This window comes from Methanomicrobia archaeon (assembly GCA_011049045.1).
GTDB lineage: Archaea > Halobacteriota > Syntropharchaeia > Alkanophagales > Methanospirareceae > JACGMN01.
In genome coordinates, this window is the sequence record DSCO01000063.1 from 1 (window position 1) to 26,619 (window position 26,619).

27 protein-coding genes and 1 tRNA gene are annotated in these 26,619 nt (G+C 56.7%); 20 read left to right on the forward strand and 8 right to left on the reverse strand.

What is annotated here, in order from left to right; translation table 11 throughout:
* The first annotated feature begins 140 nt into the window (after window positions 1-140).
* The 3 genes from ENN68_09235 to ENN68_09245 are packed head-to-tail and all read left to right on the forward strand — an operon-like array spanning window position 141 to window position 2,399.
* Entirely contained in the window at window positions 141-623 is a 483-nt protein-coding gene (locus tag ENN68_09235) for a PadR family transcriptional regulator (protein ID HDS46244.1), read from the forward strand.
* A gap of 13 nt (window positions 624-636) precedes the next feature.
* A complete protein-coding gene (locus ENN68_09240; protein HDS46245.1) occupies window positions 637-1,623 on the forward strand; it encodes an ATP-binding cassette domain-containing protein in 987 nt (328 codons plus the stop codon).
* Between the two features lie 23 nt (window positions 1,624-1,646).
* Window positions 1,647-2,399 carry a multidrug ABC transporter permease gene (locus ENN68_09245; GenBank protein HDS46246.1) on the forward strand — a complete coding sequence of 251 codons (753 nt, stop codon included), beginning with the start codon at window positions 1,647-1,649 and terminating at the stop codon, window positions 2,397-2,399.
* 80 nt (window positions 2,400-2,479) lie between these two features.
* Here the strand turns inward: ENN68_09245 and ENN68_09250 are convergent, their stop codons facing one another.
* On the reverse strand, window positions 2,480-3,832 hold the full coding sequence (locus ENN68_09250) for a pyridine nucleotide-disulfide oxidoreductase (protein HDS46247.1): 1,353 nt from the start codon (window positions 3,830-3,832) through the stop codon (window positions 2,480-2,482).
* A gap of 222 nt (window positions 3,833-4,054) precedes the next feature.
* Here ENN68_09250 and ENN68_09255 point away from each other — a divergent pair, with 222 nt between their 5' ends.
* On the forward strand, window positions 4,055-4,312 hold the full coding sequence (locus ENN68_09255; protein HDS46248.1) for a YwbE family protein: 258 nt from the start codon (window positions 4,055-4,057) through the stop codon (window positions 4,310-4,312).
* Here ENN68_09255 and ENN68_09260 read toward each other — a convergent pair.
* Window positions 4,290-6,077, reverse strand: coding sequence for an SLC13 family permease (locus ENN68_09260; protein HDS46249.1), 1,788 nt, complete (start codon window positions 6,075-6,077; stop codon window positions 4,290-4,292). The genes ENN68_09255 and ENN68_09260 overlap by 23 nt on opposite strands.
* A 690-nt stretch (window positions 6,078-6,767) precedes the next feature.
* Here ENN68_09260 and ENN68_09265 point away from each other — a divergent pair.
* Window positions 6,768-7,112, forward strand: coding sequence for a DUF3795 domain-containing protein (locus ENN68_09265; GenBank protein ID HDS46250.1), 345 nt, complete (start codon window positions 6,768-6,770; stop codon window positions 7,110-7,112).
* A 57-nt stretch (window positions 7,113-7,169) separates the two neighbouring features.
* Here ENN68_09265 and ENN68_09270 read toward each other — a convergent pair whose 3' ends face one another.
* Both ENN68_09270 and ENN68_09275 read right to left on the reverse strand, forming a co-directional pair.
* Entirely contained in the window at window positions 7,170-8,834 is a 1,665-nt protein-coding gene (locus tag ENN68_09270; protein ID HDS46251.1) for a phosphomannomutase/phosphoglucomutase, read from the reverse strand.
* Window positions 8,835-11,165, reverse strand: a complete 2,331-nt coding sequence (locus ENN68_09275; protein ID HDS46252.1) for a hypothetical protein — start codon at window positions 11,163-11,165, stop codon at window positions 8,835-8,837. It lies immediately after the preceding gene.
* A gap of 57 nt (window positions 11,166-11,222) precedes the next feature.
* On the opposite strand from ENN68_09275, the gene ENN68_09280 reads away from it, so the two are divergent.
* From ENN68_09280 to ENN68_09325, 10 genes are all read left to right on the forward strand, one after another.
* Window positions 11,223-11,453 carry a hypothetical protein gene (locus tag ENN68_09280; GenBank protein ID HDS46253.1) on the forward strand — a complete coding sequence of 77 codons (231 nt, stop codon included), beginning with the start codon at window positions 11,223-11,225 and terminating at the stop codon, window positions 11,451-11,453.
* A gap of 29 nt (window positions 11,454-11,482) precedes the next feature.
* Window positions 11,483-12,982: a serine--tRNA ligase gene (locus ENN68_09285; protein ID HDS46254.1), complete on the forward strand. Its 1,500-nt coding sequence runs from the start codon at window positions 11,483-11,485 to the stop codon at window positions 12,980-12,982.
* A gap of 20 nt (window positions 12,983-13,002) precedes the next feature.
* Window positions 13,003-13,506: an Lrp/AsnC family transcriptional regulator gene (locus ENN68_09290; GenBank protein ID HDS46255.1), complete on the forward strand. Its 504-nt coding sequence runs from the start codon at window positions 13,003-13,005 to the stop codon at window positions 13,504-13,506.
* A 68-nt stretch (window positions 13,507-13,574) separates the two neighbouring features.
* The gene (locus tag ENN68_09295; GenBank protein ID HDS46256.1) at window positions 13,575-14,735 is read left to right on the forward strand and encodes an aminotransferase class I/II-fold pyridoxal phosphate-dependent enzyme; all 1,161 of its coding nucleotides are present in this window, start codon (window positions 13,575-13,577) and stop codon (window positions 14,733-14,735) included.
* Between the two features lie 62 nt (window positions 14,736-14,797).
* Window positions 14,798-15,343 (forward strand): pyruvate synthase, encoded by a 546-nt coding sequence (locus ENN68_09300; GenBank protein HDS46257.1) that lies wholly within the window; start codon window positions 14,798-14,800, stop codon window positions 15,341-15,343.
* A 48-nt stretch (window positions 15,344-15,391) separates the two neighbouring features.
* A complete protein-coding gene (gene porD / locus ENN68_09305; protein HDS46258.1) occupies window positions 15,392-15,682 on the forward strand; it encodes a pyruvate synthase subunit PorD in 291 nt (96 codons plus the stop codon).
* A gap of 80 nt (window positions 15,683-15,762) precedes the next feature.
* Window positions 15,763-16,950 (forward strand): pyruvate ferredoxin oxidoreductase, encoded by a 1,188-nt coding sequence (porA, locus tag ENN68_09310; GenBank protein HDS46259.1) that lies wholly within the window; start codon window positions 15,763-15,765, stop codon window positions 16,948-16,950.
* Between the two features lie 8 nt (window positions 16,951-16,958).
* Window positions 16,959-17,915, forward strand: coding sequence for a pyruvate synthase subunit beta (locus tag ENN68_09315; GenBank protein ID HDS46260.1), 957 nt, complete (start codon window positions 16,959-16,961; stop codon window positions 17,913-17,915).
* Between the two features lies 1 nt (window position 17,916).
* Window positions 17,917-19,029: a coenzyme F420 hydrogenase gene (locus tag ENN68_09320; protein HDS46261.1), complete on the forward strand. Its 1,113-nt coding sequence runs from the start codon at window positions 17,917-17,919 to the stop codon at window positions 19,027-19,029.
* A gap of 50 nt (window positions 19,030-19,079) precedes the next feature.
* Window positions 19,080-21,329, forward strand: a complete 2,250-nt coding sequence (locus tag ENN68_09325) for a hypothetical protein (GenBank protein HDS46262.1) — start codon at window positions 19,080-19,082, stop codon at window positions 21,327-21,329.
* Window positions 21,330-21,352: 23 nt separating this feature from the next.
* Here ENN68_09325 and ENN68_09330 read toward each other — a convergent pair whose 3' ends face one another.
* The 4 genes from ENN68_09330 to ENN68_09345 all read right to left on the reverse strand — a co-directional run bounded on the left by ENN68_09330 (window position 21,353) and on the right by ENN68_09345 (window position 24,931).
* Window positions 21,353-22,333 carry a DUF814 domain-containing protein gene (locus tag ENN68_09330; GenBank protein HDS46263.1) on the reverse strand — a complete coding sequence of 327 codons (981 nt, stop codon included), beginning with the start codon at window positions 22,331-22,333 and terminating at the stop codon, window positions 21,353-21,355.
* Window positions 22,334-22,377: 44 nt separating this feature from the next.
* Entirely contained in the window at window positions 22,378-23,154 is a 777-nt protein-coding gene (locus tag ENN68_09335; GenBank protein ID HDS46264.1) for a thiazole biosynthesis protein, read from the reverse strand.
* A gap of 126 nt (window positions 23,155-23,280) precedes the next feature.
* Window positions 23,281-24,405, reverse strand: a complete 1,125-nt coding sequence (locus tag ENN68_09340) for a DUF763 domain-containing protein (protein ID HDS46265.1) — start codon at window positions 24,403-24,405, stop codon at window positions 23,281-23,283.
* A 4-nt stretch (window positions 24,406-24,409) separates the two neighbouring features.
* Complete coding sequence (locus ENN68_09345) at window positions 24,410-24,931, reverse strand: 50S ribosomal protein L15e (GenBank protein ID HDS46266.1); 522 nt, start codon at window positions 24,929-24,931, stop codon at window positions 24,410-24,412.
* 162 nt (window positions 24,932-25,093) lie between these two features.
* Here ENN68_09345 and ENN68_09350 point away from each other — a divergent pair, with 162 nt between their 5' ends.
* The 5 genes from ENN68_09350 to ENN68_09370 all read left to right on the forward strand — a co-directional run.
* Complete coding sequence (locus ENN68_09350; GenBank protein HDS46267.1) at window positions 25,094-25,393, forward strand: small nuclear ribonucleoprotein; 300 nt, start codon at window positions 25,094-25,096, stop codon at window positions 25,391-25,393.
* Window positions 25,387-25,557 (forward strand): 50S ribosomal protein L37e, encoded by a 171-nt coding sequence (locus ENN68_09355; GenBank protein ID HDS46268.1) that lies wholly within the window; start codon window positions 25,387-25,389, stop codon window positions 25,555-25,557. The genes ENN68_09350 and ENN68_09355 overlap by 7 nt, the downstream gene beginning before the upstream one ends.
* A 38-nt stretch (window positions 25,558-25,595) precedes the next feature.
* Window positions 25,596-25,681 (forward strand) — tRNA-Ser (locus ENN68_09360).
* A gap of 74 nt (window positions 25,682-25,755) precedes the next feature.
* The gene (locus ENN68_09365) at window positions 25,756-26,181 is read left to right on the forward strand and encodes a translation initiation factor IF-2 subunit beta (GenBank protein ID HDS46269.1); all 426 of its coding nucleotides are present in this window, start codon (window positions 25,756-25,758) and stop codon (window positions 26,179-26,181) included.
* Between the two features lie 122 nt (window positions 26,182-26,303).
* The coding region (locus ENN68_09370) for an IS1634 family transposase (GenBank protein ID HDS46270.1) at window positions 26,304-26,619 on the forward strand (316 nt) is incomplete at its 3' end.

A 26,619-nucleotide genomic window follows, 5' to 3' on the forward strand; every position in this document is an offset into this window, starting at 1 on the left:
ATAGCCTGGGAAAAGCGGAGAAACAAACAGTATAAGAGAATCGACTGGCGCTTTACAAGACAGAATGCCGACCAAAAACTATCCCCCTACTATGTCTAAGAATTACCTGGTCAAGACACTAGTACTCGATCGAGTAAGCGATGACGGGCCTGTGGACGTTCGCCCCGGAGGGCGGAAGAGAGCGGGGCTTGCTCGCCCTCTTCGTTCTGCATTCGCTCAAGCAGCAGCCGAAATCCGGGTATGAACTGCTTAAAGAGGTCGGAGTGAAGACGGAAGGGATATGGGTACCGAGCAAAGGTACGCTCTATCCGATCCTGAACCAGTTAGAGGATGAGGGTCTCATAGCAGTAGCCGAAATTGGTAAGCGGTCAAAGCATATCTTTGCGCTCACCGAAAGCGGCGAAGAGACCTTACGCACCCTGAAAGCGCACAAGAAGGAATCCCGCGAGAAGCATCTGCAGTTGAGAAACCTGTTGATCGAGATCTTCGGCGAAGAGCACATAACGCTGAGAGAACTGCTCTTCGAGATGCGCGAGCTGCTCGATGACGTAACTTCGAACAATAGGGATCAGGCTGTAGCGATTCTCGAGCACTGCCTTAGCGACTTAAGGTGTCTGCGGTGATAAATAAAAGAAGATGCCCGCCATAGTAGTTGAAAATCTGACGAAGACGTTTAATGGGTTTACCGCAGTGGACAGCGTTTCGTTCACGATAACCAGCGGTGAGATCTTCGGATTGCTCGGGCCCAACGGCGCGGGTAAGACGACAACCATCTCGATGCTTTCCACCTTGTTACGGCCAACGTCCGGGTCCGCGCGGGTGAACGGTTTCGAGATCATCAAAAATGAGGACGACGTCCGGAAATCGATCGGCATCGTCTTTCAGGATCAGAGCCTCGATGAGGAGCTGACGGCGTATGAGAATATGGACTTTCACGGACGCCTGTATCGTATCCCGTGGGAGGTGCGGCAGCAGAAGATCATTGACCTGTTGCGGCTGGTTGAACTGGAGGAGAAGAAGGATAATCTGGTAAAGACCTTTTCGGGCGGGATGCGACGGCGGCTGGAGATAGCTCGAGGGTTACTGCACGAGCCGAAGGTGCTGTTCCTGGATGAGCCGACGCTGGGGTTGGATCCGCAGACCAGGAACCATCTCTGGGCGTATATCGAGCACTTGAATAAGGAGAAGAACGTTACGATCATTCTCACGACCCACTATATGGACGAAGCGGACCGGCTCTGCGATCGTGTAGCGATAATCGATAAAGGCAGGATCATTGCACTGGATACGCCGGCGAAGCTGAAAGAAGAGCTTGGCGGCGACGTTATCACCATTAAAGCATCAGAACCGGACAAACTCGCTGCGCACCTCAAAGCGTTATCCTGGGTCACTCAGGCAGAGTCGCATGATGGCTCTGTTACCATCACGTTGCAGAATGCGGAGCGGCACGTTGCCGAGCTTGCGCGCCTCTCCGCGACGAATGGCTGCGAGATCGAGTCGATTTCGATCCGTAAGCCGACGCTCGAAGATGTCTTTCTTTACTATACGGGCAGGATGATGCGGGAAGAGGAAGCGAGCAGCAAGGATCAGATGCGGATGATGCATCGCTTGCACCGGCGGTAGGTGCGGAAGATACCATACGTACCATGGACATTGTGTACACGATCTGGTTACGGAGCATGAAACGGTATGTACGATCGAAGAGCAGGATACTCGGCAGTCTGGGTATGCCGCTCTTCTTCCTGCTCGTGCTCGGCTTCGGGCTCAATTCGGTGGTGCGAATTCCCGACAGCGCGGGACAGGACTACACGGGCTTCATCGTGCCCGGAATCGTGGCCATGAGCGTGCTCTTCACCTCGGTCTTTTCCGGTATCCAGATCATCTGGGACAAGCAATTTGGCTTCCTGAAAGAGACGCTGGTGGCACCCGTCTCACGATTGGAGATCATGCTGGGTCAGACCCTGGGTGGCGCGACCACCGCGTGTATCCAGGGCTCCATCATACTCGTTCTGTCACTGTTCTTGGGCCTGAGCATCACCCGTATGCTCGGGCTCCTGATTGCCGCAACATTTATGGTGCTCATCGGGCTCTCTTTCACGGCGCTCGGCATCGCGATCGCATCAAAGATGGAGGACATGCACGGCTTCCAGCTCATCATGAACTTCGTGATCTTCCCGATATTCGGGCTTTCCGGAGCGCTCTTCCCGATCGATAGCCTGCCCTCGTGGTTGCGGTCGCTGACGCTGTTCGACCCACTGACCTACGGTGTGGAGGGGATCCGGTACGGGTTAACGGGCACCTCACAGGTGCATCCATTCATGGGCTTTGTGGTACTGGTAGGGTTTACCGTATTCATGTTGGTCGCCGGCGCGGCGCTGTTCAGAAAGGTTACTGTGTAAGTAAGCACTGCTCTCCGCCGGGATAACCACCTCTCACCGCTTAGCTTACAGGACCCTCAGGTTGAGATACGTTCCTCCATTCACCGTGGAAGGGGATACAGCTCTTTGAATGCATCTTCCGCGGCTAACGCAATCGGCTCTGCACTTGGCTCTGGCGATAGTTCCGGTTGACCTGCGCATCTGAGCGTGGTTAAATCCCGGGCGGTCCAGCCATTCCTTATGGCAAGTGAAATGACGTCGATATACCTGACAGAACGCTCGTCATCCGCAACGATCTGTGCCCCGATGACTTTTTTGGTGGTCCTCTCGAAGAGCAACTTAACGGTGTATGGTTTTCCACCTTCGATCATAACATGCTTGCTCTTTGCACTCTTCTTCGCAACGAATACATCAAACCCTTCCTCTTTCGCTATAGCTTCGGTGATTCCGACCGACGCGATCGACTTATCGAACATTTTTGCGGCGAAACTGTTCAATAATCGCGGGAATTTGATCCCGTACCCCAGAATGTTCTTTGCCGCAATTCTGCCACCGATAACCGCATTTGGTCGTATCTGTCCAAGAACAGGCTTTCGGGTAATTTCGCATTCATACTCGATCAGATCACCACCAGCGTAAATATCTGGATCTGAGGTCTGAAGGTATTCGTTCACCTGCACGCCATATTCACCCATCTCGAGTCCGGCCGTTTCGGCAAGTTCGGCCCGTGGCCGCACACCTAAGGCTACAATAACCATGTCCGCAGCGATCTTCTCACCCGTTGATAATTCAACCGCTTCCACTACCTTTTCACCGAGAATCTTCGTAATTACCGCTCGCGACCGGATAACAACGCCTTTTTCTGCGAAATGGTGCTCCAGCTCGCTGGACATATCGGTATCGAGGCCTACCGTCCGCCCGATATATGACCTGACGACGACCGTCACTTTCACCCCCTTCTGGGAGATCAGATAAGCCATCTCCAAACCACATGCTCCAGCACCGTAAACGACCGCATTTCTTACTCGCTTCTCTTTTATCCAGTTTCGTATGTTCTCGGCATCGCTACTCCAGCGGACCGTGAACACGCCTTCGAGGTCCACACCGGGGATCGGTGGAACGATAGCTTTACCACCGGTGGCTAAAATAAGGGTATCGTAGGGATAAACTGCACCGTCAGCAGTGGTAACGGTCTTTTCTTTCCGGTTTATGCTCGTTGCGGGCGCCTTCACCAGGTTCACCCCTGCTGTATGAAACATCCCGTCATCCTTGACCGAAGCGGCCACCGTCGCCTGCTCAACCGCGATGTAAGGGACTGCACATCTGGTCAGGAAATGCTCTTCCTCTCTGATCAGGGTCACATCCACCGCGGGGTCCATCCTCTTTGTCATCATGGCCGCCGGACCTCCCATACCCGCGCAGCCAATAATGACCAGTTTCTTTACCGTCGGCATTTTTTTGCTCTCCTCATGCAACTCAAGTGAATATATATTTACGTGTATTAAAAGCCCTATCCCAAAATTTTTTGTCTTATCAACACCATAGTTGTATTTTCGTGAACATGGGCGATAGAGAGATCCCAGAGCAGAGGGTGGTGAGAAGAAGACCGTTTCGTTGAAACTGATTATGAGCTCTTTTATTGCTGAATACGGAGAAGGAGATTGAGAGGCTTTTTTATGAACGGAACGAACCGAGCGAGTATAAAACCGGGGCTACGAGTAGCAATTGTGCTGAAGAAAGATCAACGAACCGGGAAGCGGACGGAAGGTGTGGTCAAAGACATTCTGACCACGTCACCGCATCACCCCCACGGCATCAAAGTCCGCCTCACCTCCGGCGACGTCGGGCGGGTCAAGGAGATACTCAAAGAGGGTGAGATCAATCGCGGGCTTGCGCCGGATACTACTCGTGCTAGAGGGGCCAGACCCACATGATCAGAGCGACAGCCGTCGCGACCACCAACAGGGATAGCGGAAGGCCCATGCGCCAGTAATCGCCGAACTTGTACCCGCCAGGCGCCATCACCAGGGTATTCGATTGATGGCCTATCGGGGTGAGGAATGCACAGGAAGCACCGATCGCCACCGCCATCAAGAACGGGTCGGCCGAAGCCTCCATGCCCCGCGCAAGGTTGATCGCGATGGGTGCCGCGAGGATCGCAGCAGCGGCGTTGTTCACCACGTTCGAGAGGAGCATCGTCGCGATCAGGAGAAGGGCGATCGTTCCCGCGGGAGGTGTGGAGTGCGCGATGCTCAATAACCCGTCGGCGATAAGTTGGGCGCCACCGGTGGTTTCAAGCGCCATGCCAACGGGGATCATGGCCGCCAGCAGCACGACGATTGACAGATCGATACTCTTAACTGCCTCGCGTGGCGAGAGAATCCCGGCAATCACCATCGCGACTGCACCACAGACCAAGCCGGTCGCCGCAGGGAGCAGGTTCAAGGCGACCAGGGCGAGCGCCGCGCTAAAAATCCCTACTGCCAGAATGAGCTTCCGGGGCTTGCCGATGCGCAATCCGCGCTCCGCCAGTGGTAAACAACCCAGTTCGGTCAGGGCAGCTCGCAACGAATCCTCATTCCCCTGCAACAGCAGGATATCGCCAATTACAAACCGGATCTTGCTCAGTCGCTCCCGCAGCCGCTGCCCTTGTCGGGCAACCGCAAGAACATTTATCCCGTAACGCTTGCGCAGGCTTAGAATGGTCGCTGTTCTTCCAACCAGCAATGACTCAGGGGTGACGACTGCTTCGAGAATGTCGATCTCTCCCGCTGTCTGCTTCTTGCCGTCCTCCTCAGTACTGACGCTTTCGGCCAGCGTGAGACCGGTAAGGTCAACAAACCGTTGAATACTCTCAGAATCCGCTTCAACCACGAGAATGTCGCCCTGCCGCAAAACCTCGTAGGTTGATGGCGCCTGTTGCCACCGTTCTCCACGGACCAGGCCGACCACAACCACATCCGCCTCTTTCTCTGTTAAGGCCAGCAAGTCGTAGAGGGGGCGGTCTGCGAACTTGGAATTCTCAGCAACGCGGAGTTCGGTGATGTACTCGCTGATCCTGAAAAGTTCATCGCTTGCTGCCGCCTCTTTTCGCTGCGGCGTCAGCCGCCAGCCAAGCAGCGTGATGAAGACCAGTCCAACAATCATCACTCCTCCGCCCACCGGTAAGAAGTCGAACATCCCGAACGCGGGCATGCCCGTTTGCTCGCGATAAGCGGCGATAATAATGTTCGGCGGTGTTCCGATCAGCGTGAGCAACCCGCCAAGCAGGGAACCGAAAGCCAGCGGCATGAGCAGCAGAGAAGGGGAATACCCGCCTCTGCGCGACATCCAGATGGCGATCGGCATCAGTAACGCGAGCGCACCTACGTTGTTTATGAATCCCGAAAAGAGTGCGACGATACCCGTCAGTGCCGCGACCTGAAGAGCAGGTCTGGAGCCTAATTGCGCCAGGTACCGCGCGATGCTGTCCACAGCGCCGGCATTGATCAATCCGCGGCTGAGTACCAATACGGCCGCCACCGTCAACACCACCGGGTGTCCAAAACCCGCGAAAACCTCCTCGGGCGGCACCAGACCGGCAATAGCGACCACCAGCAAGGCCAGGAGGGCCACGACATCATAGCGCCAGCGATTCCAGACGAACAAAACCAGCGTAACCGCGAGAACGCTGAAGATCGTCAGTTGGTGAAGGTTCATAAGCATGCATGCCTCCGAGCTGCCGAACAGTACTTCGTTTCGTTCTTCTCCACTTAGGTAGGGCACAAACAGCGGAGACAATACTTCAGCGAGCTACGCTATTTTGAGTAATATTGGCCTGACTGAAGCGTTCTCCTCTACGCAGAACCTTCTTTAATTTCTGCGGTTTTAAGCTTTGCGGTCTCCGCAAGGACAAAGACGGTGTGACGCTCGTTTTGGAATGTACATCCTGACGGGCGATTGCCCCATTTATAGCAGGCGCTGTCATCTTGCAGAGCGAGTCTGTTGGGTGCGGGTGTACAAAGAGCGGCATTCGGAGACGAAAAAGGTAAGAATGAATAAACTCAGAACAGAAAGTAAGCGAGGGCAAGGTCAAATAAGAGGAAAGGGGTGACTAAACCTGCTGGTATGTCCGTATTGTAAACTGCGGCTCTCGTTACAGGACGTTAAGCGAGGAGTGCACGGCAGATGGTTCTTCAAACAGGAGATCAGGTACTCCTGTCCCTACTGCGACACGGTTCCGGGCTTCAGCAGAGGGAACTACGGATAACCAAGGAACGGGGCGAGCACATGGAAGAGAAAGGACTCCTCATTGGCGTCATCGGCGCTATCGGGTTAGGGCTGTTGCGGGTTGTAGTAGCACTTTTCTCCATGGGCGTTTTGTCATACCGAGGAAAGAAACAGTAACCCATGACGATCCGCGAACTTGGCTGTTGTGGTGCATATTGTAAAACATGCCCTGCACTACTAGACAACAGTTGTCGTGGTTGTAAATTAGGCTACGAACGTGGCGAACGAGATATTACAAAAGCTAAGTGTAAGATGAAAGTATGCTGCTTCAAGGAACGGAACTATGAGACCTGTGCCGATTGCCCTGATTATCTATCGTGTGAAATACTGAACGAATTTTATGGCAAAAAGGGCTATAAATACAAGAAATACCGACAGGCACTTGCATTTATCCGGGAAAACGGCTATGAGAAATTCATAGAGATAGCTGATACCTGGCGGGGACCGTATGGTAGATATCAATAAATAGATAGAACGCTTGCATGCCAACCCCAGAGAACATCACCCACTTACACGGTAGGTTTATCCGCGTGCTAGCCTGCTCATAATCCCTTTAACGTACTCGTCAGCCGTAAGATCAACAGTTACGAACTCCTGAAACTTCCGGAGCACCTGCTCCTCGATCCTCTCAAGTCCGTCCGAGGTGCGCGCCTCCATCCGCAGTATAATTACAGGTGAGGTGTTCGAGCGGCGTATCAGCGCCCAGCCCGCCTCGTCCACAAAATCGATCTTTACACCATCGATATCGTTGCCCTGTTCGTCAACTCGTCGTTTGTACTGATTCGGGTGAGTCGCGGCAAGCTCGCGGTAATACTGCTCAACAGCATCACTCACGCGCTCTTTCTCCTCGTCGCTCATCACCGGTATCCGGATTTCCGGCGTGTTCACGTACCGCCGTCTGAACTCTGTCAGCAGCTCGTCAACCACGTCCGTTGATCTCCCGGACCGTACTTCATCAGCAGTAAGCAGCAGGAGCTCCGAGAACGCGAAAACCGCGTCGTCCGCGCGATTGTTCTTATCGAAGTATACATGCCCGGACATCTCGCCACCGGCGATCGCGGCCGTTTCCGTCATCTTCGTCTTGATGAACGAGAAACCGGTCTTCCATTCCACCGGTCGCCCGCCGTTCTCCGCGATGATCTCTTTGATCGCGTCCGAGCATTTGGTATCGTAGACGATCGTCGCACCCGGATGCTCCTTCAGAATATGCTTGCAGAGCAGTGCGAGGATCTGCTCGCCGATGATCAGCTTGCCGGTGGGTGAGACCGCACCTGCACGGTCACCGTCGCAGTCTGAGGACAGACCGATGTGCGCGTTCGTCCGAGCCACCTCAGCCGTCAGATCCGCCATGAACCGCGGGATTGTCGGGTCGGGTAGATGATGCGGGAAGGTGCCGTCCGGCTCGCTGTAGAGCTCAACGACTTCCGCGCCAAGCTCCCGGAAAAGCGGTGGCGCGATCACACCGGTCGTCCCGTTACCCGCGTCATAGACGATCCTCAACCCCCTAAACGGCTTCAGCTGCTCCTCCGGCAGCTGCTCGATCTCCTTGCTCGCCGTGGCAAGCGCTTCTTGCAACGGGATCTTACCTGCAAGCGACTCGAACGCCAGAGCTTCCCAGCGGTCTCTCAAGATGATGTTCGCCGCGATCATGGCCTGGTAATCCGCCAGCACGTCCACCTCTTCCAGCTCGCAGACACCCGGGCTGAATACGTGTAACGTGCCCGCTTCGAACGCTTTTTCAAGCTCACGTGCGGTTTCGAACAGCTCGCGGACATGCTGCTCGGTCATGCTCTCCGAGCCCACGCAGAGCTTGAAGCCGTTCCACTCCTTATCGAGATGGCTGCCCGTTATTTCCACACCGCCGTCCGCGTCAAAGAGCCAGGTCGCGAAGTACAGGAGCGGTGTGCTACTCACTTTCGATGCGGGCGCGATATCAAGCACGTGCACACCGTGATCCATGAGCGCATTGATAAATGCGGCTTGCATCCGCGGCCCGCTCGTTCGCACGTCCTTGCCCACCACAACGCGCAGCTCGTGCGGTTCCTTACCACGATGCTTCTTCAGGAGCTCGACGTACGCCAACCCCGTGAGATAGCAGAACTCGTCCGTGAGCTGGTAGTCAGGATGCGACGGGTCTGCAATGCCCCTGATATCGTTCGCCCGATAGGTGGTCCTGTCGATGATCATTTATCGGTTACCTGTAAATTGTGCGCATATAACTCTTCCGTGACCCCCCAGATCAAATGCGGTCACGCATGCGGGCACCACGGCCGTTTCCTGCGGTCTTAAGTCTATCGCTCCTGACTCCGTCTTTATCGTCACCATTCCTCCGACACAGGTCAGCACCTGTAGCTTAGCCCCGGTAATCGTTTCAAACCCGCCCGTTATCTTGAACGATTGTAACTCAACGTGCTTGCCCTGCAAGAGCTGGTAGTGCTCGAACTCATCGTTCATCCGCAGCAGCGTCGGCTCCGTCTTCAGCGCTGCTCCCAAACCACCTTCAGTTACGTTCAGCACGTTCATCCCGTCCTGCAGATGCAACTCCCGGCCCCGGCCATAATCATAGAGCCGGAAGGTTCGTTCGGATGCGGTGCTCACCTCATAGACCTTTACACCAGCGCCTAACGCGTGCACAACACCCGCGGGGATATGGTACACATCGCCGACCTGGGCCTCGAACGCAGATAATCGAGACAGAAATGTTTCGGCTTCTATGGTGCTCAGAACAGATTCTTTGTTCATAACCGCTGCAAGGCCAAGGTAAATCGTCGCGCCCTTCTCCGCCTCCAGGACGTGCCATACCTCTTCCTTACCGTACGCATCGCCCATGCCGAGCGCGTATGCGTCGTCCGGATGCACCTGCACGGAGAGGTTCTCGTCCGCTTTGATGAGCTTCACGATCAGCGGGAACTTCTTCGATTCACCGGCCCCACCCAGAATCTGCACCGGGTAGAGCAAGGCCAGATCGTCCAATGTCAACGCTTCCAGCTCAGGGTCTAACTCCGCAGAGCTCCGTGGCGAGACACACCAGAACTCGTAGCCCCAGGGCTTCGGCTCCACGAACGGCTTCACGGTGAACGGACGCGCAACCAGTTGCGGTAACTGCTTACCGCCTGAGATCACCGTTCGCGCCACGCGCTCAAACAGGAACTTTGTTGCCTCGCGCTCGCCGTCCGAGACGCCGATCAAGAGTTCCGCAACGTCACAGAGCGCACAGGCATTCTCCGGGAGGCGCACATGCCACCACTCGGCTTCCGGCCCCTGCTCGGCGCCAATCGGTATGGTCAGCCGTATCTTCCCCTTACGCGGATGAAAGACGTCGATGAGGACGGAATCCTCGAGTTCGAGCTCACCGTGATCGACGACATTGTACACCACGCACCGTTTACCTTTCAAAGTATGCAACGTCGAGTTGAAGACGCATGCCTGCTCGAGTTCCGCATGCTTCGCCGAGGAGTTCACAATAATGCTATCAACGGCTGAGCCGCCGGCGATTTCTGCGTCATCGAAGATGGAGCGGGAGACCGTGCAGCCGGATTCGAATGAACGGAAATCGACGGCTAAAAAGGCGCGCAACCGACGGCCGACCTCATGCTTCTCGAGGAGCTTCATCATGCTCCGGTAATAGCTCGCATTCGTGCCGAAATCCTCCCAGATCGTTCTATCGCTCAACGGAAAGCTCGTTATCAGAGCCAGCGAGTCCGTACGCGTAAGCTCGGCTCGTATACGGGCTGCGCGCTCGCGGAGCCACGCACGAGCCTCATACTCCGGCGAGACCCAGGTCTGCCAGAGTTCGTCCGAGTTGAAGGCCCCTTCTCGTGCCGCAAGCGCGTCGCGGAATGCTGCGAGCATCTGCTCTGCCGCGGCACCGCTCAGCGCGAACATACCCATGTTTACCATGACTTCGCCCTGCCATTTCTCCACCAGCGCCTTCGCCACCGCGTAATTACGCGTATCCTCGAAATCGAGCAGTTTACATCCCTCACCTTCTGCACAGCACACGATCTGGATCCCGTAGGTGCTTGCCAGCTCCTCAGTGAGCTCCGCCCGTATCCCGAAGAGCATGACATGCGTCCGTTGCGCGAGATTCTGTATGTCCTCCGGACGGTCCTCGAGCAGTAAGAATTGGTCGCCCCAGGTAACGAGGATACGGGACGGTATTGCATAGTCCTGAAACTGCTTGATCACGCCCTCTAAGAGCGTGAGGTTCGGCACCTCAATGAGCGCCTTGTTCTTGACCGTCCGTGTGATAAGATTTCGTGAGCCGATGCCGGCCGTGTGCACGATGAGCACGCTCTTACCCCGCTTCACCTCAGCCACGAGGTCAGTCCCGAACGCATCACTCGCGTTCTTGATCGCGAAGAGCGTGCCGAGCCCGTTCCCCGCAGCACCATGCCAGCCGCTTTCAGAGACCGGGAGGAATGCCGAATCGAGCACTATCTCCTTACTGAACGGCGAGCAGGCCAACCGCTGCACATCAAGATCGTCAGTGACCACAACAACGATATAATCGAACATGTATTCTTGCTACTCTACACCTTTTATACGCGGCGAGCACATTTAAATGTAGCCCAAATGAAGATCAAAGCACGAATTGAGATACAAGACGAGCACGCGGATCTGGCTGCGATTCCGCTTATGCAGGATAATACCGCGTCGATGCGGACCGTTGTCGTTGCTCAACGCGCCGTCACGTATATCAAGACCGAGCAGCTCGGGACGCTCATTGCGAGTGTCGACGATTACCTGCTGAACGCGAAAGTGGCTCTGGAAATGGTGAATCTGGCGGTGGAGAACCCTGATTGATGACTGAAGAAACTGAGAAGCCCCGGGAGATGATCTTCGAGCTGCACGTCGCTCTGAACTGCAGTGCGCGTGTTCACGATAAGGTTGCTCGTGAGGAGTTCGCGGAATTCGTGAGAAGCGCCAATACGGAGCTCTTAACGAGAGGTGCACCCCCCGGTTGTGGTGCGAAGATCGTTTCCGGGGACATCCTCGATGATACAATCACCCTCACGATCGTTTCCGATCGGTTCGTCCGGGCGCATGATGCGCTCCTCAGGCTGAAGAAGGAGCTCGCGAAGCTCCTGGGTAACCACCGCATCGGTATACGTGGCGTTGAGATCGCGGAGTACCGGATCACGCTCGATTGGGCCGCGGGTGAAGGCCTGCAGCTACGGAAATTGCCCTTTGTTAAGGAGATAAACCAGGCGCAGGGTCGGTTAGAACTCCTGCTTGAGCTCGATGAATCCGCATTGGATAAGCGAATCCCCGATCGCCTCATCCGCTTATTGGAGGATAAACTGGACGCGGCTCGCTGGAGAGGTAAATCGGAGCACTGGGAACTGCTCTTTGCGAGTGCGAAGAAGCAGTACCACTCTGATAAAGATCCTACGGCTGAGATGCTGAAACGAGGCTGGCTGGAGCACGCGGCAGGCAGAGGTCAGTACGTTTACGGACCGCAGGTGACGCGGATCTTCCGAACCTTCGAGAAGATGCTGCTCGACGAGCTCCTGATACCGTTGGGCTATAACGAGATGATCTTCCCCAAATTCGTCGCCTGGGACGTCTGGAAACGCTCAGGGCACGCAAAGGGGATTTATCCCGAGGCCTACTACGTCTGCACGCCGAAGACACGCGATCCTGAGTATTGGGAGGACGTGATAGATTATTACAAGGTGACGAACGAAGTCCCGGTCGATATGATCATGGGTAAGATCGAGAACGTCGGTGGGATGTGCTATGCGCAGTGCCCGCCCTTCTGGGTGTTTCTGCAGGGGAAGACCCTCCCGGACGATATCTTACCGATCACGGTCTTCGATCGTTCGGGGACTTCCTATCGGTATGAGAGTGGCGGCCTTCACGGGATCGAGCGGCTCGATGAATTCCATCGCGTCGAGATCGTCTGGATCGGTACGAAGGAGCAGACGATCGCGCATGCGAACGTACTGCATGAGAAATACCGGCACATCTTCGATGACATCCTCGACATCGAGTGGCGCGAGGCATGGGTCACCCCCTGGTTCATGGCGCAGGAGGGCAAAGCGGGGTTATCAGAGTTACGCGAGGTCGGAACCACCGATTACGAGGCGATGCTGCCCTATAGCGACAAGTGGCTCGAGTTCCAGAATGTGAGTGTGAACGGCGATAAGTACCCGCAGGGGTTCAGCGTGAAATTGCAGAGCGGGCAGGACCTGTGGTCAGGGTGCTCAGGTGTGGGTTTGGAGCGCTGGGCCGCCGTGTTCCTGGCACAAAAGGGACTGGATAGCGAGAACTGGCCGCAAAAGTTCCGCGCTGCTGTGGGCGAGTTACCCGAGGTATTTCGGTTTCTGTAATGAGGAAAGAGGTGAGTTGGATGGGTGAACAAGGGGTAGAGAATGAGGAAGAGATCCTGAGCATGCTGGAGGAGAACGCACGGCTCAGTGATGCGGAGATTGCGCGTATGACGGGGCTTGAGGAGACAGACGTGAAGGCGATCATCGCAGATCTGGAACGTAAGGGGATTGTGAAGAAGTATAAAGCGGTCATTAACTACGCGAAGGCAGGCATCGAGACCGTGCAAGCCTTAATCGACGTGAACGTCAGTCCGGAACGGGACACGGGCTACGACACCATTGCAGAGCGGATCTCGCGGTTCCCGGAGGTGCAGTCGGTCCGGTTAGTCTCGGGCGAGTATGACCTCTCGATCATGGTCTCCGGGCGGACGATGCATGAGGTCGCCTATTTCGTAGCCGCAAAGATCGCGACACTCGAGCAGGTACGTAAAGCCGTGACTCATTTCATCCTGAAGACTTACAAGGAGAACGGCGAGAGCTTCGCCGACGAGGAGAAAGGCAAGCGGCTGGCGGTGACCCTGTAACCAGAATCAGGCCGACAAAACCACGCGCTCTTTTAAAACCTCGACACTAAGAGTAGAGTGAGTATTATATGTTAGACCGGGTTGCCGATCGGGTACGGCACGTGAAAGGCTCGGGGATACGCGAGTTCTTCGATATCGCGCAGGGCATGGAGGGAGCGATCTCGCTGGGCGTTGGCGAGCCGGATTTCGTAACGCCCTGGAGTATCCGCGAGGCCTGTATATTCGCCCTGGAGAAGGGATATACCTCTTACACGTCCAACTGGGGGCTGCTGGAATTACGTGAAGCGCTCGCCGAGTCGATCTATAAGGAGTCCGGCGTGTATTATGATCCAAAAGGCGAGCTCCTGGTCACAACGGGCGTCAGCGAAGCATCCGATATCGCACTCCGCGCGATCACCAATCCCGGCGAGGAGATCCTACTCCATGAGCCAACCTACGTGAGCTATAACGCATGCACGATCTTCACCGGTGGCACGCCCGTGAGCGTCCCGACCCGCGCGGAGGACGACTTTAAGATCCGTGCCGAGCAGCTCGAGGAGCGGATCACGGAACGTACCAAAGCCATCGTTCTGAACTATCCGAACAATCCGACCGGTGCGATAATGAGCAAGAAAGACCTGGAAGAGATCGCCGATGTGGTGAGCGAGCACGACCTGCTGGTGATCTCAGACGAGGTGTATGGCCGGTTGACGTACGAAGGCACACATACCTGCTTCGCTGCGCTGAACGGCATGAAGGAGCGAACGATACTGCTGAACGGTTTCTCGAAACGGTACGCAATGACCGGCTGGCGGTTGGGCTATGCTGCGGGCAACCGTGAGCTCATCGGGGCGATGATGAAGATCCATCAATATGTGATGATGTGCGCACCGATAACGGCACAGATGGCTGCGATCGAGGCGCTGCGCTGCGAGGACGAGGTTGACCGGATGGTGCGGGAGTACAACCGCCGGCGGCGCTGGCTCGTGGACCGGCTGAATCGATTGGAATTAACCTGTTTCGAGCCGAAAGGTGCGTTTTATACCTTCCCCTCGGTCAAGCATACCGGGCTCAGCTCCGCCGAGTTCGCCAAGCGGCTCCTCATGGAGGAGAAGGTCGTCGTGATCCCGGGCGAGACCTTCGGACCGACGGGAGAAGGGCACCTGCGGTGCGCGTATGCCGTATCTCTGAACGAACTAAAGGAGGCTCTGGAAAGAATCGAAAAGTTTTTAGGCAGTATTATTGTGTAGTATAGTATACTACGCTACGCTACGACGCGGAGAAAATCTTTTCCTGAGCTTGATCGAAAGAAATGAAGGAGATTGTTATATACGGAAGAGGGGGGCAAGGTGGCGTTACCCTGGCGGAATTGGTGGCTCATGCGGCGATTCACGAGGGCAAGCACGCGCAGTCAATGCCTTCGTTCGGGCCCGAGCGGCGCGGCGCGCCCGTTCTTGCTTTTCTACGGGTGAGCGATACCGAACGGATCAAGATACGGACCGAAATTGCTGAACCGGACGTGATCGTCGTGCTCGACCCGGGCTTGCTCGCGGTCGGCGACGTGCTGGCACGATTGAAGCCTGAGGGCACAGCGGTCATCAACACCAGGAAATCGCACGCGGAGTTGAAGCGGGAGCTGGGAGCGAAGACGGTGGCCACAATTGATGCTCTGGGCATTGCACGCGAGGTCTTAGGTCTACCCATCGTGAACACGACCATGCTGGGGGCACTGATCAAAGCGACCAAGATCGTGGCGCTTGACTCGCTGGAGGAGCCGTTGAATGCGCGGTTCGGCAAGGTGGCCGCGAAGAACAGCGAAGCGATGCGGCGCGCGTATGACGAGACCGTGGTGAGCTAAAGCGGAGTCTCGTGCCATACATAAAAGGGCGAGAGGTGAGGAGAAAAGATGGGAGCGAAACAGAAGGGGTGGAAAGACCTGGAGCTCGGCTGTGTGGTCACCGAGCCGGGCAGCGCAGCGTCCACGAAGACGGGCGAGTGGCGCTCGACACGACCGATCAGAGACAATACGAAATGCATCAAGTGCGGTGCCTGTTACATCTATTGTCCCGAAGGGTGCATCAGTGAGGACGACGAGGGCTTCTTCGAGGCTGACCTCTACTATTGCAAAGGCTGTGGTATCTGCGCGCACGAGTGTCCACGCGGTGTTATCGAGATGGTAGAGGAAGAGGAGGAATGAACCGTTTCGGTAGACGAACCGCACTTCTCAGCCTGTTCCGTGATTCAAACGATGATATGGGAGGATTTGTCTGATAGAAGATGACGAAAGGAAGATTAGTGGGATTGGAAGGCTCCTTTGCTATCGCGGAGGCGGTGCGAATGGTGAATGCGGATGTGATCTCAGCCTATCCCATTACGCCGCAGACACACATCGTCGAGCGCCTGGCGGAGATGATCGCCGATGGCGAGCTAGATGCGGAGTTCATCTGTGTTGAATCGGAGCATTCAGCCATGAGCGCCTGCGTCGGTGCCTCGGCAGCGGGCGCCCGGGTGTTCACCTGCTCCGCAGGCCAGGGCCTGGAATTGATGCATGAGGTGCTCTACATACCCGCGTCAATGCGGCTCCCGGTGGTCGCCGTGGCGGCGAACCGCGCATTGTCAGGGCCGCTTTCGGTCTGGTGCGATCATTCTGACGCCATGGCGCTGCGTGACATCGGCTGGATCCAGATCTTCGCGGAGAACAATCAGCAGGCGTTTGACCTTACCGTCTGCGCCTACCGTATGGCAGAAGATCAGGACGTTCTCTTCCCCGCGATGGTCCATATTGACGGCTTTTATCTCTCTCATGTCACCGAGGACATGGAGCTGCCAGCGGAAGCAGACGTCGCCGATTTCATCCCGGATTATGAGTATCCGTTCGTGCTGGATCCCGCGAAGCCGGTGAGCATGGGCTGCTATGGTCCGCCGTTCATCTATTTCGAGGCGAAGATGGCGCAGAACGTCGCGTTTGAAGCGTCGAAGTCAAAGATCCTGGAGGTCTGGAAGGTGTTCAAGGAGACCTTCGGCAGATCTTACGAGCCGGTAGAGACTTATCGCATGGAAGACGCGCGCACCGCGCTGCTGACCATGGGCAGCATCAGTGAGAGTGCGATGCTGGCGATCGACGAGCTGCGTTCCGAAGGGAAGGCGGTAGGCCTTATTCGTCTGCGACTCTGGCGACCGTTTCCGTTCGCCGAATTGCGGGAGGCGGTCAAGAATCTTGACTGTCTGCTGGTGCTGGATCGTGCAATCTCCTATGGTATGGGTGGACCGGTCTGCGGCGAGGTAAAAGCGGCACTCTACGATAAGCGGCAGGATCTCGCGATCGTGAGCTATATCGCAGGGATTGGCGGTCGGGACGTGACGTTAGACGAGTTCAAATACATGATCAACCGCGGTGAGGAAAAAGCGCAGCTGGTAACGCTGGGTGAAGAGCTCGAGCCCGAGATCATAGGGGTGAGGGAGTGATGGCTTCGATGCGGGGGGAAGGAGAACGGAACGATCTTGAGCAAGCAGCGGAGTTGTTCACGCCACTGCTGCTCACGACGGATGAGAACTTTGCACCCGGGCATCGTGCCTGCATCGGCTGCGGTGAGGCACTCGCCGTTCGGCATGTCTGCAAAGCACTCGGCACGAACGTGATCGTCGTGAACGCAACGGGCTGCATCGAGATCTTCTCGTCGTTACTGCCCCAGACCACGTGGCGTCTGCCCTGGATACACACGCTGTTTGAGAATGTGGGCGCGGTCGTTTCTGGCGTTGAATCCGCGTATAAGGCGCGTATACGAAAGGGGAAGATCCCGGATCGCGGCGTTAAATTCGTCGGGATCGCGGGCGACGGCGGCACCACGGATATCGGTTTACAGGCTTTATCCGGCGCGCTGGAGCGAGGCCATAACATCCTCTATTGCTGCTTTGATAATGAAGCGTATATGAACACCGGCATTCAGCGGTCTTCCTCAACACCGTATGGCGCGTGGACGACCACCGCGCCGGTGGGCAAGCATAGCATCGGGCAGATGACCTGGAAGAAGAACATGCCTGAGATCGTCGTGGCACACCGGATCCCTTATATGGCGACCGCATGCCCGTCGTATCCGCTCGATCTGATGGAGAAGGTACAGAAAGGTCTGGAGACCGAAGGCCCCGCCTACCTGCATATACTCTCGGTCTGCCCCACCGGCTGGCGGTGCGCGCCGGAGGAGACGATCGAGTTCGGCCGCCTGGCCGTTGAGACCGGTATCTTCCCGCTGTATGAGGTGATCAACGGTGATTATCGCATGAGTTTGGATTTCCCCGTGCTGAGACCGGTGAAGGACTATTTGCGGCGGCAGGGGCGATTCAGGCATCTGACCGAGAAGGACATTGACCGTATTCAAGCGCGGGTGGATGAAGACTACGCGAAATTGCGTGAGAAAGCGGGGGTGAAGTAAGATGGCGCGAGAAGCAGCTCCCGATGCGGGAGCGGCGAAGAAATTCGTGCGATTGCCCACCTTTCTAGAGCGCGGCTTTTTGACTTTGTCGCACGAAGTAACGGCAAAACGAATCTGCTGCCTCTGTGGGACCTGCGCGGCCTTTTGCGATAAGATTGACATCGGTAAAAGCGTGGATGGCAAGCAGGAGCCGATTTTTGTGGATGACTATGACTCCGTCTGCGGACTCTGCTACACGTTCTGCCCGCGCACATTCCTGCCACAGGACGAGATCGAGCGGAGACTGTTCGGCACGATCCACCGACGCGCAGAAGAAGATCAGCTTGGACTGTATCGGAGCGTTTATGCCGCGCGCGCCACGCGGGTGGAGATACTCGAGCAAGCCCAGGATGGTGGGGCGGTTACTGCCCTGCTCGCGTACGCGCTGGAGACCGGCTTACTCGATTGTGCTGTAATTACCACTTCGGACGAGCAGTGGAGACCGAAGACCGAGGTAGCGCGAACCGCTGAGGAGTTACTCGAGGGCGCGGGTACGAAATACACGCTCTATCCGAGCGTCACGGGCGTACGAGACGCTCTGACGGCGGGCTGTGAGAAGATCGGGTTTGTGGGCTTGCCCTGCCAGATCCAGGGCTTGCGAAAAGTGCAGACCGCACATCAGCCCTATGATCTCGGAATCGAGAAGGTGAAATTGCTGATCGGTCTCTTCTGCATGGAGAACTTCACGCCTGAGCTCCTGGATTACGTAGCGGAGAAGAGTCGCGGCGGCTCGTTGAGCGGGATATGCAAGTTCGAAATACGCGGCAAAGACTTGTTCCTCTTTGAAGAGAGCCGGCAGGGAATCCCGTTAAGTGAGATCAAAGACTTCATCGGGGACGGCTGCCTGGTCTGCATGGATTATACTGCCGAACTTGCGGATCTCTCTGTAGGATCGGTCGGTTCCGAGGAGGGCTGGTCCACGATCTTCGTACGTACGGAGCTGGGTGAAACGCTGCTCAAAGGTGCTCTGGAAAGTGGCTATCTTGAAGCCACCAGGATAGCGCGCAACGAGCTGGACTCGATACGGAAGCTGGCGAAGCGGAAGAAGGAGAGCAACGCCCAGAGACAGCGGTGACGGTGGCCTTGAGACCAGCGATGCCGAACGAGATAGACCGCATGTAAGCGATGCTTGAGATGACGAAGAGAAGCTCGAAGACGAGGCGAACTCTATTAACAACCGTTGCCATCATCGTGCTGTTCGTGATCGCCTTGCCGCCCGGCATCGCCACGGAGATCGACTACGTATCCCCGAACGGCGAGCAGGGCCGTGAGGTATTGGCACTCCAGTACCGGGTCTATGAGCAGGGCTATAATTACACGGTGGCCGAGAACGCGATAACGCGACTCAGACCCGAGGAGCAGGCGGCGCTCTGCAGCTACCGCCAGCTCGAGCCGCCGACCGAGCCACTTCCTGCGCATATCAGCTTCCGGCCCGCGGAAGAGCGTGACCGAACCGAGCTGCAAGCGGAATCGCCGGTCGAGTCGCTGCCTGCCTCGTACGATGCTATGGCGCTCGGCCACGTGACACCCGTCAAGGAGCAGGGCGGCTGTGGCAGTTGCTGGATCTTCGCGGCGACCGCGGATCTCGAATCGGATATCTTGCGGTGCGAGGGTCTGGCATTCGACTTCTCGGAACAGGAGGTGGGGGACTGCAACATCTGGTCGAGCAGCGGCGGCTACGATTTCTGTGAAGGGGGCATTGGACTGATGACGGCGAACTATTACACGAAACGGGGTGGCGCAGCCGAGACCTGTCATCCGTACGCCGAATCGTTGGAAACCTGCCGCGATTGCCCGGTCATCAGAACCGTGGATAACTGGCGCACCATTACGGAGCATCACGGCGAGCAGCAGGTAGACCTGATTAAGAACGCGATCCTGCGGTATGGTCCGGTATCAGCCACGATGTACGCAAGTGATGCGGGTCTCAGGGGGTACAACAGCGGCGTGTACGAATACTGGGGTCCGGAACAGCCGAATCACGCGGTCCTGATCATTGGCTGGAACGACTCGCTCCCGCATACCCGGGGCACGGGAGCGTGGCTGATCAAGAATTCATGGGGCACGACCTGGGGCGCCCTGGGGCCCTATCCTGGATGTGCCTGGGTCGCCTTTGGCTCCGCGAATCTCGGTGACGATGCCAGCGCGTTCGTCAGTTATGGAGCGGGTACCGATAAGCTCTTCTACCACGACGAGTGCGGCTGGATGGGGTACGTGATGGGCTGTGGCGAGCTGACCGCGTACGGTGCCGTTCGGTTCACCACCGTGCAGGCGCTTACGCTATCTGCCGTGGACTTCTGGGCGATCGACACGAACATGGATTACGAGATACGGGTATACGGTACCGTTACCGCTCATCCAGGATTTTACACCTTCAGCGACCAGCTTGGGACGACCCGGACGGGAACTACGACTGAATGGGGCTATTATTCGATACCGCTCGATACGCCCGTGCCGTTGGATGCCGGCGACGACGTCATCATCCAGATCACGTTCACCACGGGGAGATACGGGTACCCCATACCGATCGACTTTTATAACGAGTCCTGGCTGCCGCCGTGGACAGAAGTGGCAAGCTTCTCGGGCGAGAGTTACTGGAGCTGTGATGGTACAAAGTACACGAAACCGTATAATCCGTATTCCGGCGATTACTATGATGTGGGCATACGAGCGCGGGCAGTGCTGGCGAATCAGTTGCCTACCGCATACATCGATTCAGTCACGCCCAATCCCGCGGTGCACGTGCTCGATCTCATCACGTTCGCGGGGAGCGGTACGGATGCCGACGGGATAGTGGTTGCGTACAACTGGAGTTCGAGTCTCGATGGGCAGCTGAGCACAGCGCAATCGTTCGCCATACCCGCTTCAAATCTGTCTGCAGGCACGCACGTTATTTCCTTTCAGGTGCAGGACGATGATGAGGCATGGTCCGGGGAAGCCCGTGTAAATCTGACGATACTGCCCTATGACCCCTTATGGTTCTTCGACACGGGGCCCGGCGGTTATCCGAGCATCGCGGGTACACATACCGGTACCCTCCGGCCAGATCAGTCGATGCTTGTCTCCCGGCTTTATACGTATCCGTGCCCGGGCACCGGCGGCCACGCCGAATACGTCCGTATTTACGGGAATGGACTCGACATGAACGCTACGTGGGACGGTTATCATGACGACGGGCACACGATATCCTTTACCGAACCGTTCATGCTGCAGGGTGGTACGACCTATACCTATGAGCTACGGACCGGCTCGTATCCGCAGCTCATCTCCGCGACCAGCAAGACGGTGGCGGGTGGGCTCATCACCTGCTCCTCGTTCGTGGATGCGAATGGGAATACGCACGGAGATCAAATCCCCGCGATCAGGCTGGAATAGACAGTAGCTGGGGAGTTGTTTTGTTAGATCCGCAACCGGTCTACTTCATCGTCCTCAAGCGGTGATACGGTGATCCGCCTGCGCGGCCCTTCGGTTTCACGCCAGTAGTCCACCGCCACCAGGTCGGATCGATCGTCCGCATACCGTGCGGTCAGCCGTGCGGCAAGCCTGATCGTCTCCGATTCGCACGCCCCTTCCACGATCGTGATCGGACTCCCGCAATCCGGGACTTCAAACGCATACGCGTTGGGCATCTTCAGTGCTAACAGCCGCGAATTCTCACGCTCATTCCGGCCTACAATGATCTTCGCGACCCCGACCCGGAAATGCCGCCCCAGTTTCAAGACCTGGATGTCCCGGTTCGTCACTCGCTCGGTGTGCTCGAACAGATCCCGCACTTTCGCCGCGAACTCCTTATCGGTCAAGAGACAGCCGCCCGCGGGCGCGGGGTACGCATCCTGGAGCCCGTACTGCTTAGCGAGCGCGATCTGAGGTTTTCGGCTCTTGCCCGAGATGCTGAGCAGCTTCTCACGATCAATCCAGCCCTCGCGTTCCGCTATGGTCGGGGGGAGCAGCTTTGCTGACAAGGGTCGCAGGATCAAACCCTCAAGACCCGCCTCGCGTTCCTCGAGCGCCAGTGCCTTCCGGTGCTGACTCATCGGCCGTTCACCAAGCACATCACCGGTAACGATAATGTTCGCACCCAGCTCGTCAGCAATCCGTTTCGCTTCCTTGAGGATATAGATTCGGCAATCGATGCAGGGGTTCATGCCGGAGCCGTAGCCGTGTTTCGGGTTGCGAATGACCTCCAGGTAATCAGTTCCGACGTCAACGGTGACGTGGTGAAGGTCAAGCCGCTCAGCTATCCGGCTGGCGTAATCCACTTTTTCCGCTGTGAACGGCAAGCTAAAGGTGACGGCCAGCACTTCGATGCCCTGATCCAGGACCAGTTTCGTTGCCAGGATCGAATCGAGCCCGCCTGACAGGAGCGTTAGCGCCTTCATGAGTCTTATTCATGCTCTGGACTGGCTTGCGGGTTGGAGCATTATTACAACCCGAGCTTCTCAATTGCGATCTCCGCCGCTCTCTTACCGGAGAGCAACATCGCGCCGAAGGTCGGGCCCATCCGCGGGAGTCCGTAGGCCGTGGAGACCGCCATGCCCGTGACGATCAATCCGGGATACAACTCTGAGGTCTGCTCGAGCACGAGATTCTCGGAGCGCTCCACCCACATCGCGCCCTGCCCCCGGGTCTGCAGTAATCCGCGCTCCTCCAGTTTCTTTACGACCGAAGCGTCATGCCCGGTCGCATCGATCACGAGCTTCGATTCTAACGAGACCGGATCAACCGCCGCTACCTGTCGCGGCAGGCTGTATACCGCGCTCCAGTTCACCACGATCCCGCGCATTCGCTCTTCATGGAGCACGACATCCTCGAGCGCGACCATGTTCATGAGCTTCGCACCCGCGTCACAGGCGGCGGCAATCAATTTCGAGCACGCGTGCGGCCCGTCCGCGACGTACAAGCCTGCGCTGTATTCCCGGTAGGGGACCCCGAGCTCGTCAAGCACACGCTGAGCTGGCGCGCGCACCGTGACCTTGTTCATGAGAAATCCTCCGAGCCAGAATCCGCCACCGAAGTAATTGTTCCGCTCGATGAGCAGCACTTTCACACCTGCAGCAGCCAGCTCTCTGCTGGCCATCAAGCCTGCGGGACCGCCTCCAACGATGATGACATCAGACTCTACGTACTCATGCAACTCGACTGCGAACTCCTCCACGATCGCTCTGGTGATCTGGCTCTCCGAAACGGGTGCGAATTTCATCGGCTCCATAGGAACACTTTTAACTGTGGTTATTAATAGCTTTGAATCTTGCTTTCCCGGGCGTGGCATTTGCCCGCAGGGCACAAAGCGGTGATGTGAACGGTAGGGTATGCGTCAGTCAAGGCATCAGTTACGTGAGGTGAACGCAGCGGTTGGTTTCACGTTCGCCCTCTTCATCGCGGTCCGTAACAGCTCGGTCGTTTCGTCCATCGTTCTCCGGTCTACCGGGTACGGTACACCGTCCTTGCCGCCGAACGCGAACGAGTACTTCACGGGATCGCACCAGCTTGCGTGCTCGCCGTAGATGAGCTCGGAGACGAGCGCTAAGGCGCGGACGGTCGCCGGCCCGATGCCCGCGATACTGAGGAACTGCTCGTAATTCGACGGCTGCAGGTCGTACGCCGCACGAAGCGCATCCCAGTTAACGCGAGCTGGCAAGCGGATTATAAGCCCGTCGCCTGCGGTCAGCTCGCAGGTGCGCCCTGCATCGGGGACGATGTCGAATGCGGCGAGTGTGGTCTGATGCTCAGGTAGCCGCCTGCTCTGCGCGCTTAGATCACGATACATGCGCTCCAGCTCGCGCGGCTCGGTCTTGACGAGGTCCACGGAGGTTGCGCGGCAGCCTCTGCTCGCGCGCGCCGTGAGATCCAGGACCGTTTGACAGTGCGAACCGACGATGCCCTGATGTGGCTCCTCGACGTACTCCTTCAGGGAGGACGAGAGCCAGTGGTACCGTCGCGCGTACCGATCGCTGGGGTTCATGCCCTGCTGGATAACTGCCCACTCACCGCGCTCTGTAACGAACATGGCGTGATGATAGAGCTGATACCCATCCTGCAGGCAGGCATTATCGACCTTCGCTGAGATGCGGCTTGCGTATTTCAATTCGGTGAGGGTCGCCTCGCTGAGGTTGAAGGTGTTCCCGAGCGCGTCGATATCAGCGAGAGTCGATCTCGATCTCTTGCCCTTGCCGCCAGCAACGCCGAAGCCGAACTCTTCGGGCTCGATCACCGATTTCAAAACACCGCACACCACGGTCGTCGTCCCGCTGCTGTGCCAGTCGTAAGCGAGCGCGCAGGAGAGAGACTGAAACCACAACGGGTCGGCCAGGCGCTGGATCGCACCGTGCACACCGTATTCATCCACGATCAGCTCGAAGATCGCACGGGCTAACCGCTTCATGCGTACGAGCAGCCACGGTGGAGCTTTGCCACCGTGCAGCGGTAAATCGACCGCGCCCAGCCTCCTCAACGCTTCAGGTCCTTCCCTTCTTCCCTGCTGAGGTCTTGCCTCGGAACACTCGCCGCCGGTGCGACGGGCCACAGATCCAATTCAAATCCTTATCAGCTTTAATCTCGGGATGAGCAGGCTCGACGAGGATGATCTCAAACCATTTCCGCTTGCCATCCTCGGCCACCCAGTACGAATTCAGCACCTCCATATTGGGGTACTTCCGTGCGGTGCGCTCCTCGGCGATCCGCTGCAAGCTCTTGGCGGGCGTTATCCGGTGCACACCCAGCCCCTTGGATTTCCTGCCGTGTACGGGCCGCTGTTTCCGCCGACCGCCCCGCCGTACCTTGGCGCGCACGACAATGATCCCGTGTTTCGCCTTGTAGCCCAGCGATCGGGCACGATCCAGCCTCGTCGGATGCGCGAGCCGAACAACTGCAGGCTCCTTCCGCCAGTCCATCAATCGTTCCTTCCGGAACTCCTGAACGTAGGACTCCTTTGGCCGCTTCCATGCCTCGCCGATGTAGCGATAAAACGATTTCGCCATTTTCCTTCTGCTCTTTGTAGAGAGGATCTGTAAGAATAAAAATATCGGAAGTGAAATAAAGATATAAGCTACGCTAGCATCATTCTATTTATTACTAACGTGGCTGAATCAAGGAAGGAATGAGGGAGCCCCGGAGAAGGAAGAAAGGAGAACGTGAGGGTCATGGTGAATAAGCCAAAGCCGTTGGACGTGTTGAACAAAGCGCTGAAGTCCCCGGTCATCGTGCGGATCAGAGGTGGCCGGGAATTTCGAGGGCTGCTGGAGGGCTACGACCTCCATATGAATCTGGTTCTGAGCGATGCGGAGGAACTGGGCGGCGACGATACGGTCAAGAGTTTTGCGGGCGAGATACTGATGCGCGGTGACAACGTGGTGTATATCTCACCAACAGTGCAGTCGGAGATGGAGAAGAGCGAAGAGAAAGGCAAAGGTAAGGATGCAGGAGAGAAGGAGCCATGGTAAAGGGCACCGCGTCACAGGGTAAACGGCAGAAGCGGTCACACATTATGTGCCGTCGCTGCGGGAGCGTTGCGTTCAGCGTGCACGCGAAGTACTGCGTGGCCTGCGGGTTTGGCCGTTCGACGAAGATGCGCAGGGAGTACGGGTGGAAGGAGCGCAAGCCGTAGACAGACACGGTGATACGCAATGTGCAGGCAAGCCAGCGGCCGAGGTAGCTAAGTGGACTAAAGCGCCGGCCTTGAGAGCCGGTGTCCCGCACGGGACCCAAGGGTTCAAATCCCTTCCTCGGCGTTCCTCGGGGCGGAGATCGCGGGTACTATCACGCGCAGATAAGCACATAGATACATAATAGGGGGCTGATACAGATGGAAGATTATGTTATGCTTCTGGATCGTGCATTGCAGCACTTACCGAGCACGAGGACCAGCGATGAGCGATTTGTTATTCCGCCGCTCAAGGTCTTTGTAGAGGGCAAGACCACGATCTTTGACAATTTCGATGTGGTCTGTAATTACATCCGCCGTGAGCAGGAGCACGTGATAAAATTCCTGCTCAACGAGCTTGGAACTGCGGGCAAGATCCTGGGTGACCGGGTGGTGTTCCAGGGCAGATTCACGCGCGAGGAGTTAGAGCGCCAGATTCAGCGCTATATGGATGAATACGTACTCTGCTGGGAATGCAATAAGCCTGATACGCACTTCGAGAAGCAGGACCGCATCTGGGTGCTGAAGTGCGATGCCTGTGGTGCGATCCGCCCGATCATAAAGCGCCGCGGCGGTAAGAAGAGTTAATCCCTAACTCCGTCAAACTTACGTAATATAACCCCCAGTCCGAGGTTTCCTGAGCTGTTTTCGATAAAAGGAGTAGAAACCCCGGCGAAACCTTTATATACTGTATTACGTAATTGCGTAATATGGGCTATCCGGATTGGGTACTCAGGGAGAAGAAGAAGGGGACGGAGATCAGGAAAATGGGCAATAATTTCTATCTCTACAAAGTTACCAGCGTATGGGATAAGGAGAAGGGAAGGGCGAAGAAGATTACACAGAAGTTTCTGGGAACGATTACTCCTGATGGCTTGGTGGAACCCCGGCATGAACGAATGCAGGCAAGTCTGAACAATATCGCGGTCAAGGAGTTTGGAGCAACGAACTTTCTGTTAGAAGCGAACGACGACATAAAAGAGAGATTAAAGGCGCTTTATCCCGATACATGGAAAGAGCTCTTCA

Excerpts from the sequence above, each read along its gene's own strand:
- ENN68_09235 (HDS46244.1), top strand. The coding sequence starts at position 141 with ATGACGGGCCTGTGGACGTTCGCCCCGGAGGGCGGAAGAGAGCGGGGC.
- ENN68_09240 (HDS46245.1), top strand. The coding sequence starts at position 637 with ATGCCCGCCATAGTAGTTGAAAATCTGACGAAGACGTTTAATGGGTTT.
- ENN68_09245 (HDS46246.1), top strand. The coding sequence starts at position 1,647 with ATGGACATTGTGTACACGATCTGGTTACGGAGCATGAAACGGTATGTA.
- ENN68_09250 (HDS46247.1), bottom strand. The coding sequence starts at position 3,832 with ATGCCGACGGTAAAGAAACTGGTCATTATTGGCTGCGCGGGTATGGGA.
- ENN68_09255 (HDS46248.1), top strand. The coding sequence starts at position 4,055 with ATGAACGGAACGAACCGAGCGAGTATAAAACCGGGGCTACGAGTAGCA.
- ENN68_09260 (HDS46249.1), bottom strand. The coding sequence starts at position 6,077 with ATGAACCTTCACCAACTGACGATCTTCAGCGTTCTCGCGGTTACGCTG.
- ENN68_09265 (HDS46250.1), top strand. The coding sequence starts at position 6,768 with ATGACGATCCGCGAACTTGGCTGTTGTGGTGCATATTGTAAAACATGC.
- ENN68_09270 (HDS46251.1), bottom strand. The coding sequence starts at position 8,834 with ATGATCATCGACAGGACCACCTATCGGGCGAACGATATCAGGGGCATT.
- ENN68_09275 (HDS46252.1), bottom strand. The coding sequence starts at position 11,165 with ATGTTCGATTATATCGTTGTTGTGGTCACTGACGATCTTGATGTGCAG.
- ENN68_09280 (HDS46253.1), top strand. The coding sequence starts at position 11,223 with ATGAAGATCAAAGCACGAATTGAGATACAAGACGAGCACGCGGATCTG.
- ENN68_09285 (HDS46254.1), top strand. The coding sequence starts at position 11,483 with ATGATCTTCGAGCTGCACGTCGCTCTGAACTGCAGTGCGCGTGTTCAC.
- ENN68_09290 (HDS46255.1), top strand. The coding sequence starts at position 13,003 with ATGGGTGAACAAGGGGTAGAGAATGAGGAAGAGATCCTGAGCATGCTG.
- ENN68_09295 (HDS46256.1), top strand. The coding sequence starts at position 13,575 with ATGTTAGACCGGGTTGCCGATCGGGTACGGCACGTGAAAGGCTCGGGG.
- ENN68_09300 (HDS46257.1), top strand. The coding sequence starts at position 14,798 with ATGAAGGAGATTGTTATATACGGAAGAGGGGGGCAAGGTGGCGTTACC.
- porD (HDS46258.1), top strand. The coding sequence starts at position 15,392 with ATGGGAGCGAAACAGAAGGGGTGGAAAGACCTGGAGCTCGGCTGTGTG.
- porA (HDS46259.1), top strand. The coding sequence starts at position 15,763 with ATGACGAAAGGAAGATTAGTGGGATTGGAAGGCTCCTTTGCTATCGCG.
- ENN68_09315 (HDS46260.1), top strand. The coding sequence starts at position 16,959 with ATGCGGGGGGAAGGAGAACGGAACGATCTTGAGCAAGCAGCGGAGTTG.
- ENN68_09320 (HDS46261.1), top strand. The coding sequence starts at position 17,917 with ATGGCGCGAGAAGCAGCTCCCGATGCGGGAGCGGCGAAGAAATTCGTG.
- ENN68_09325 (HDS46262.1), top strand. The coding sequence starts at position 19,080 with ATGCTTGAGATGACGAAGAGAAGCTCGAAGACGAGGCGAACTCTATTA.
- ENN68_09330 (HDS46263.1), bottom strand. The coding sequence starts at position 22,333 with ATGAAGGCGCTAACGCTCCTGTCAGGCGGGCTCGATTCGATCCTGGCA.
- ENN68_09335 (HDS46264.1), bottom strand. The coding sequence starts at position 23,154 with ATGAAATTCGCACCCGTTTCGGAGAGCCAGATCACCAGAGCGATCGTG.
- ENN68_09345 (HDS46266.1), bottom strand. The coding sequence starts at position 24,931 with ATGGCGAAATCGTTTTATCGCTACATCGGCGAGGCATGGAAGCGGCCA.
- ENN68_09350 (HDS46267.1), top strand. The coding sequence starts at position 25,094 with ATGGTGAATAAGCCAAAGCCGTTGGACGTGTTGAACAAAGCGCTGAAG.
- ENN68_09355 (HDS46268.1), top strand. The coding sequence starts at position 25,387 with ATGGTAAAGGGCACCGCGTCACAGGGTAAACGGCAGAAGCGGTCACAC.
- ENN68_09365 (HDS46269.1), top strand. The coding sequence starts at position 25,756 with ATGGAAGATTATGTTATGCTTCTGGATCGTGCATTGCAGCACTTACCG.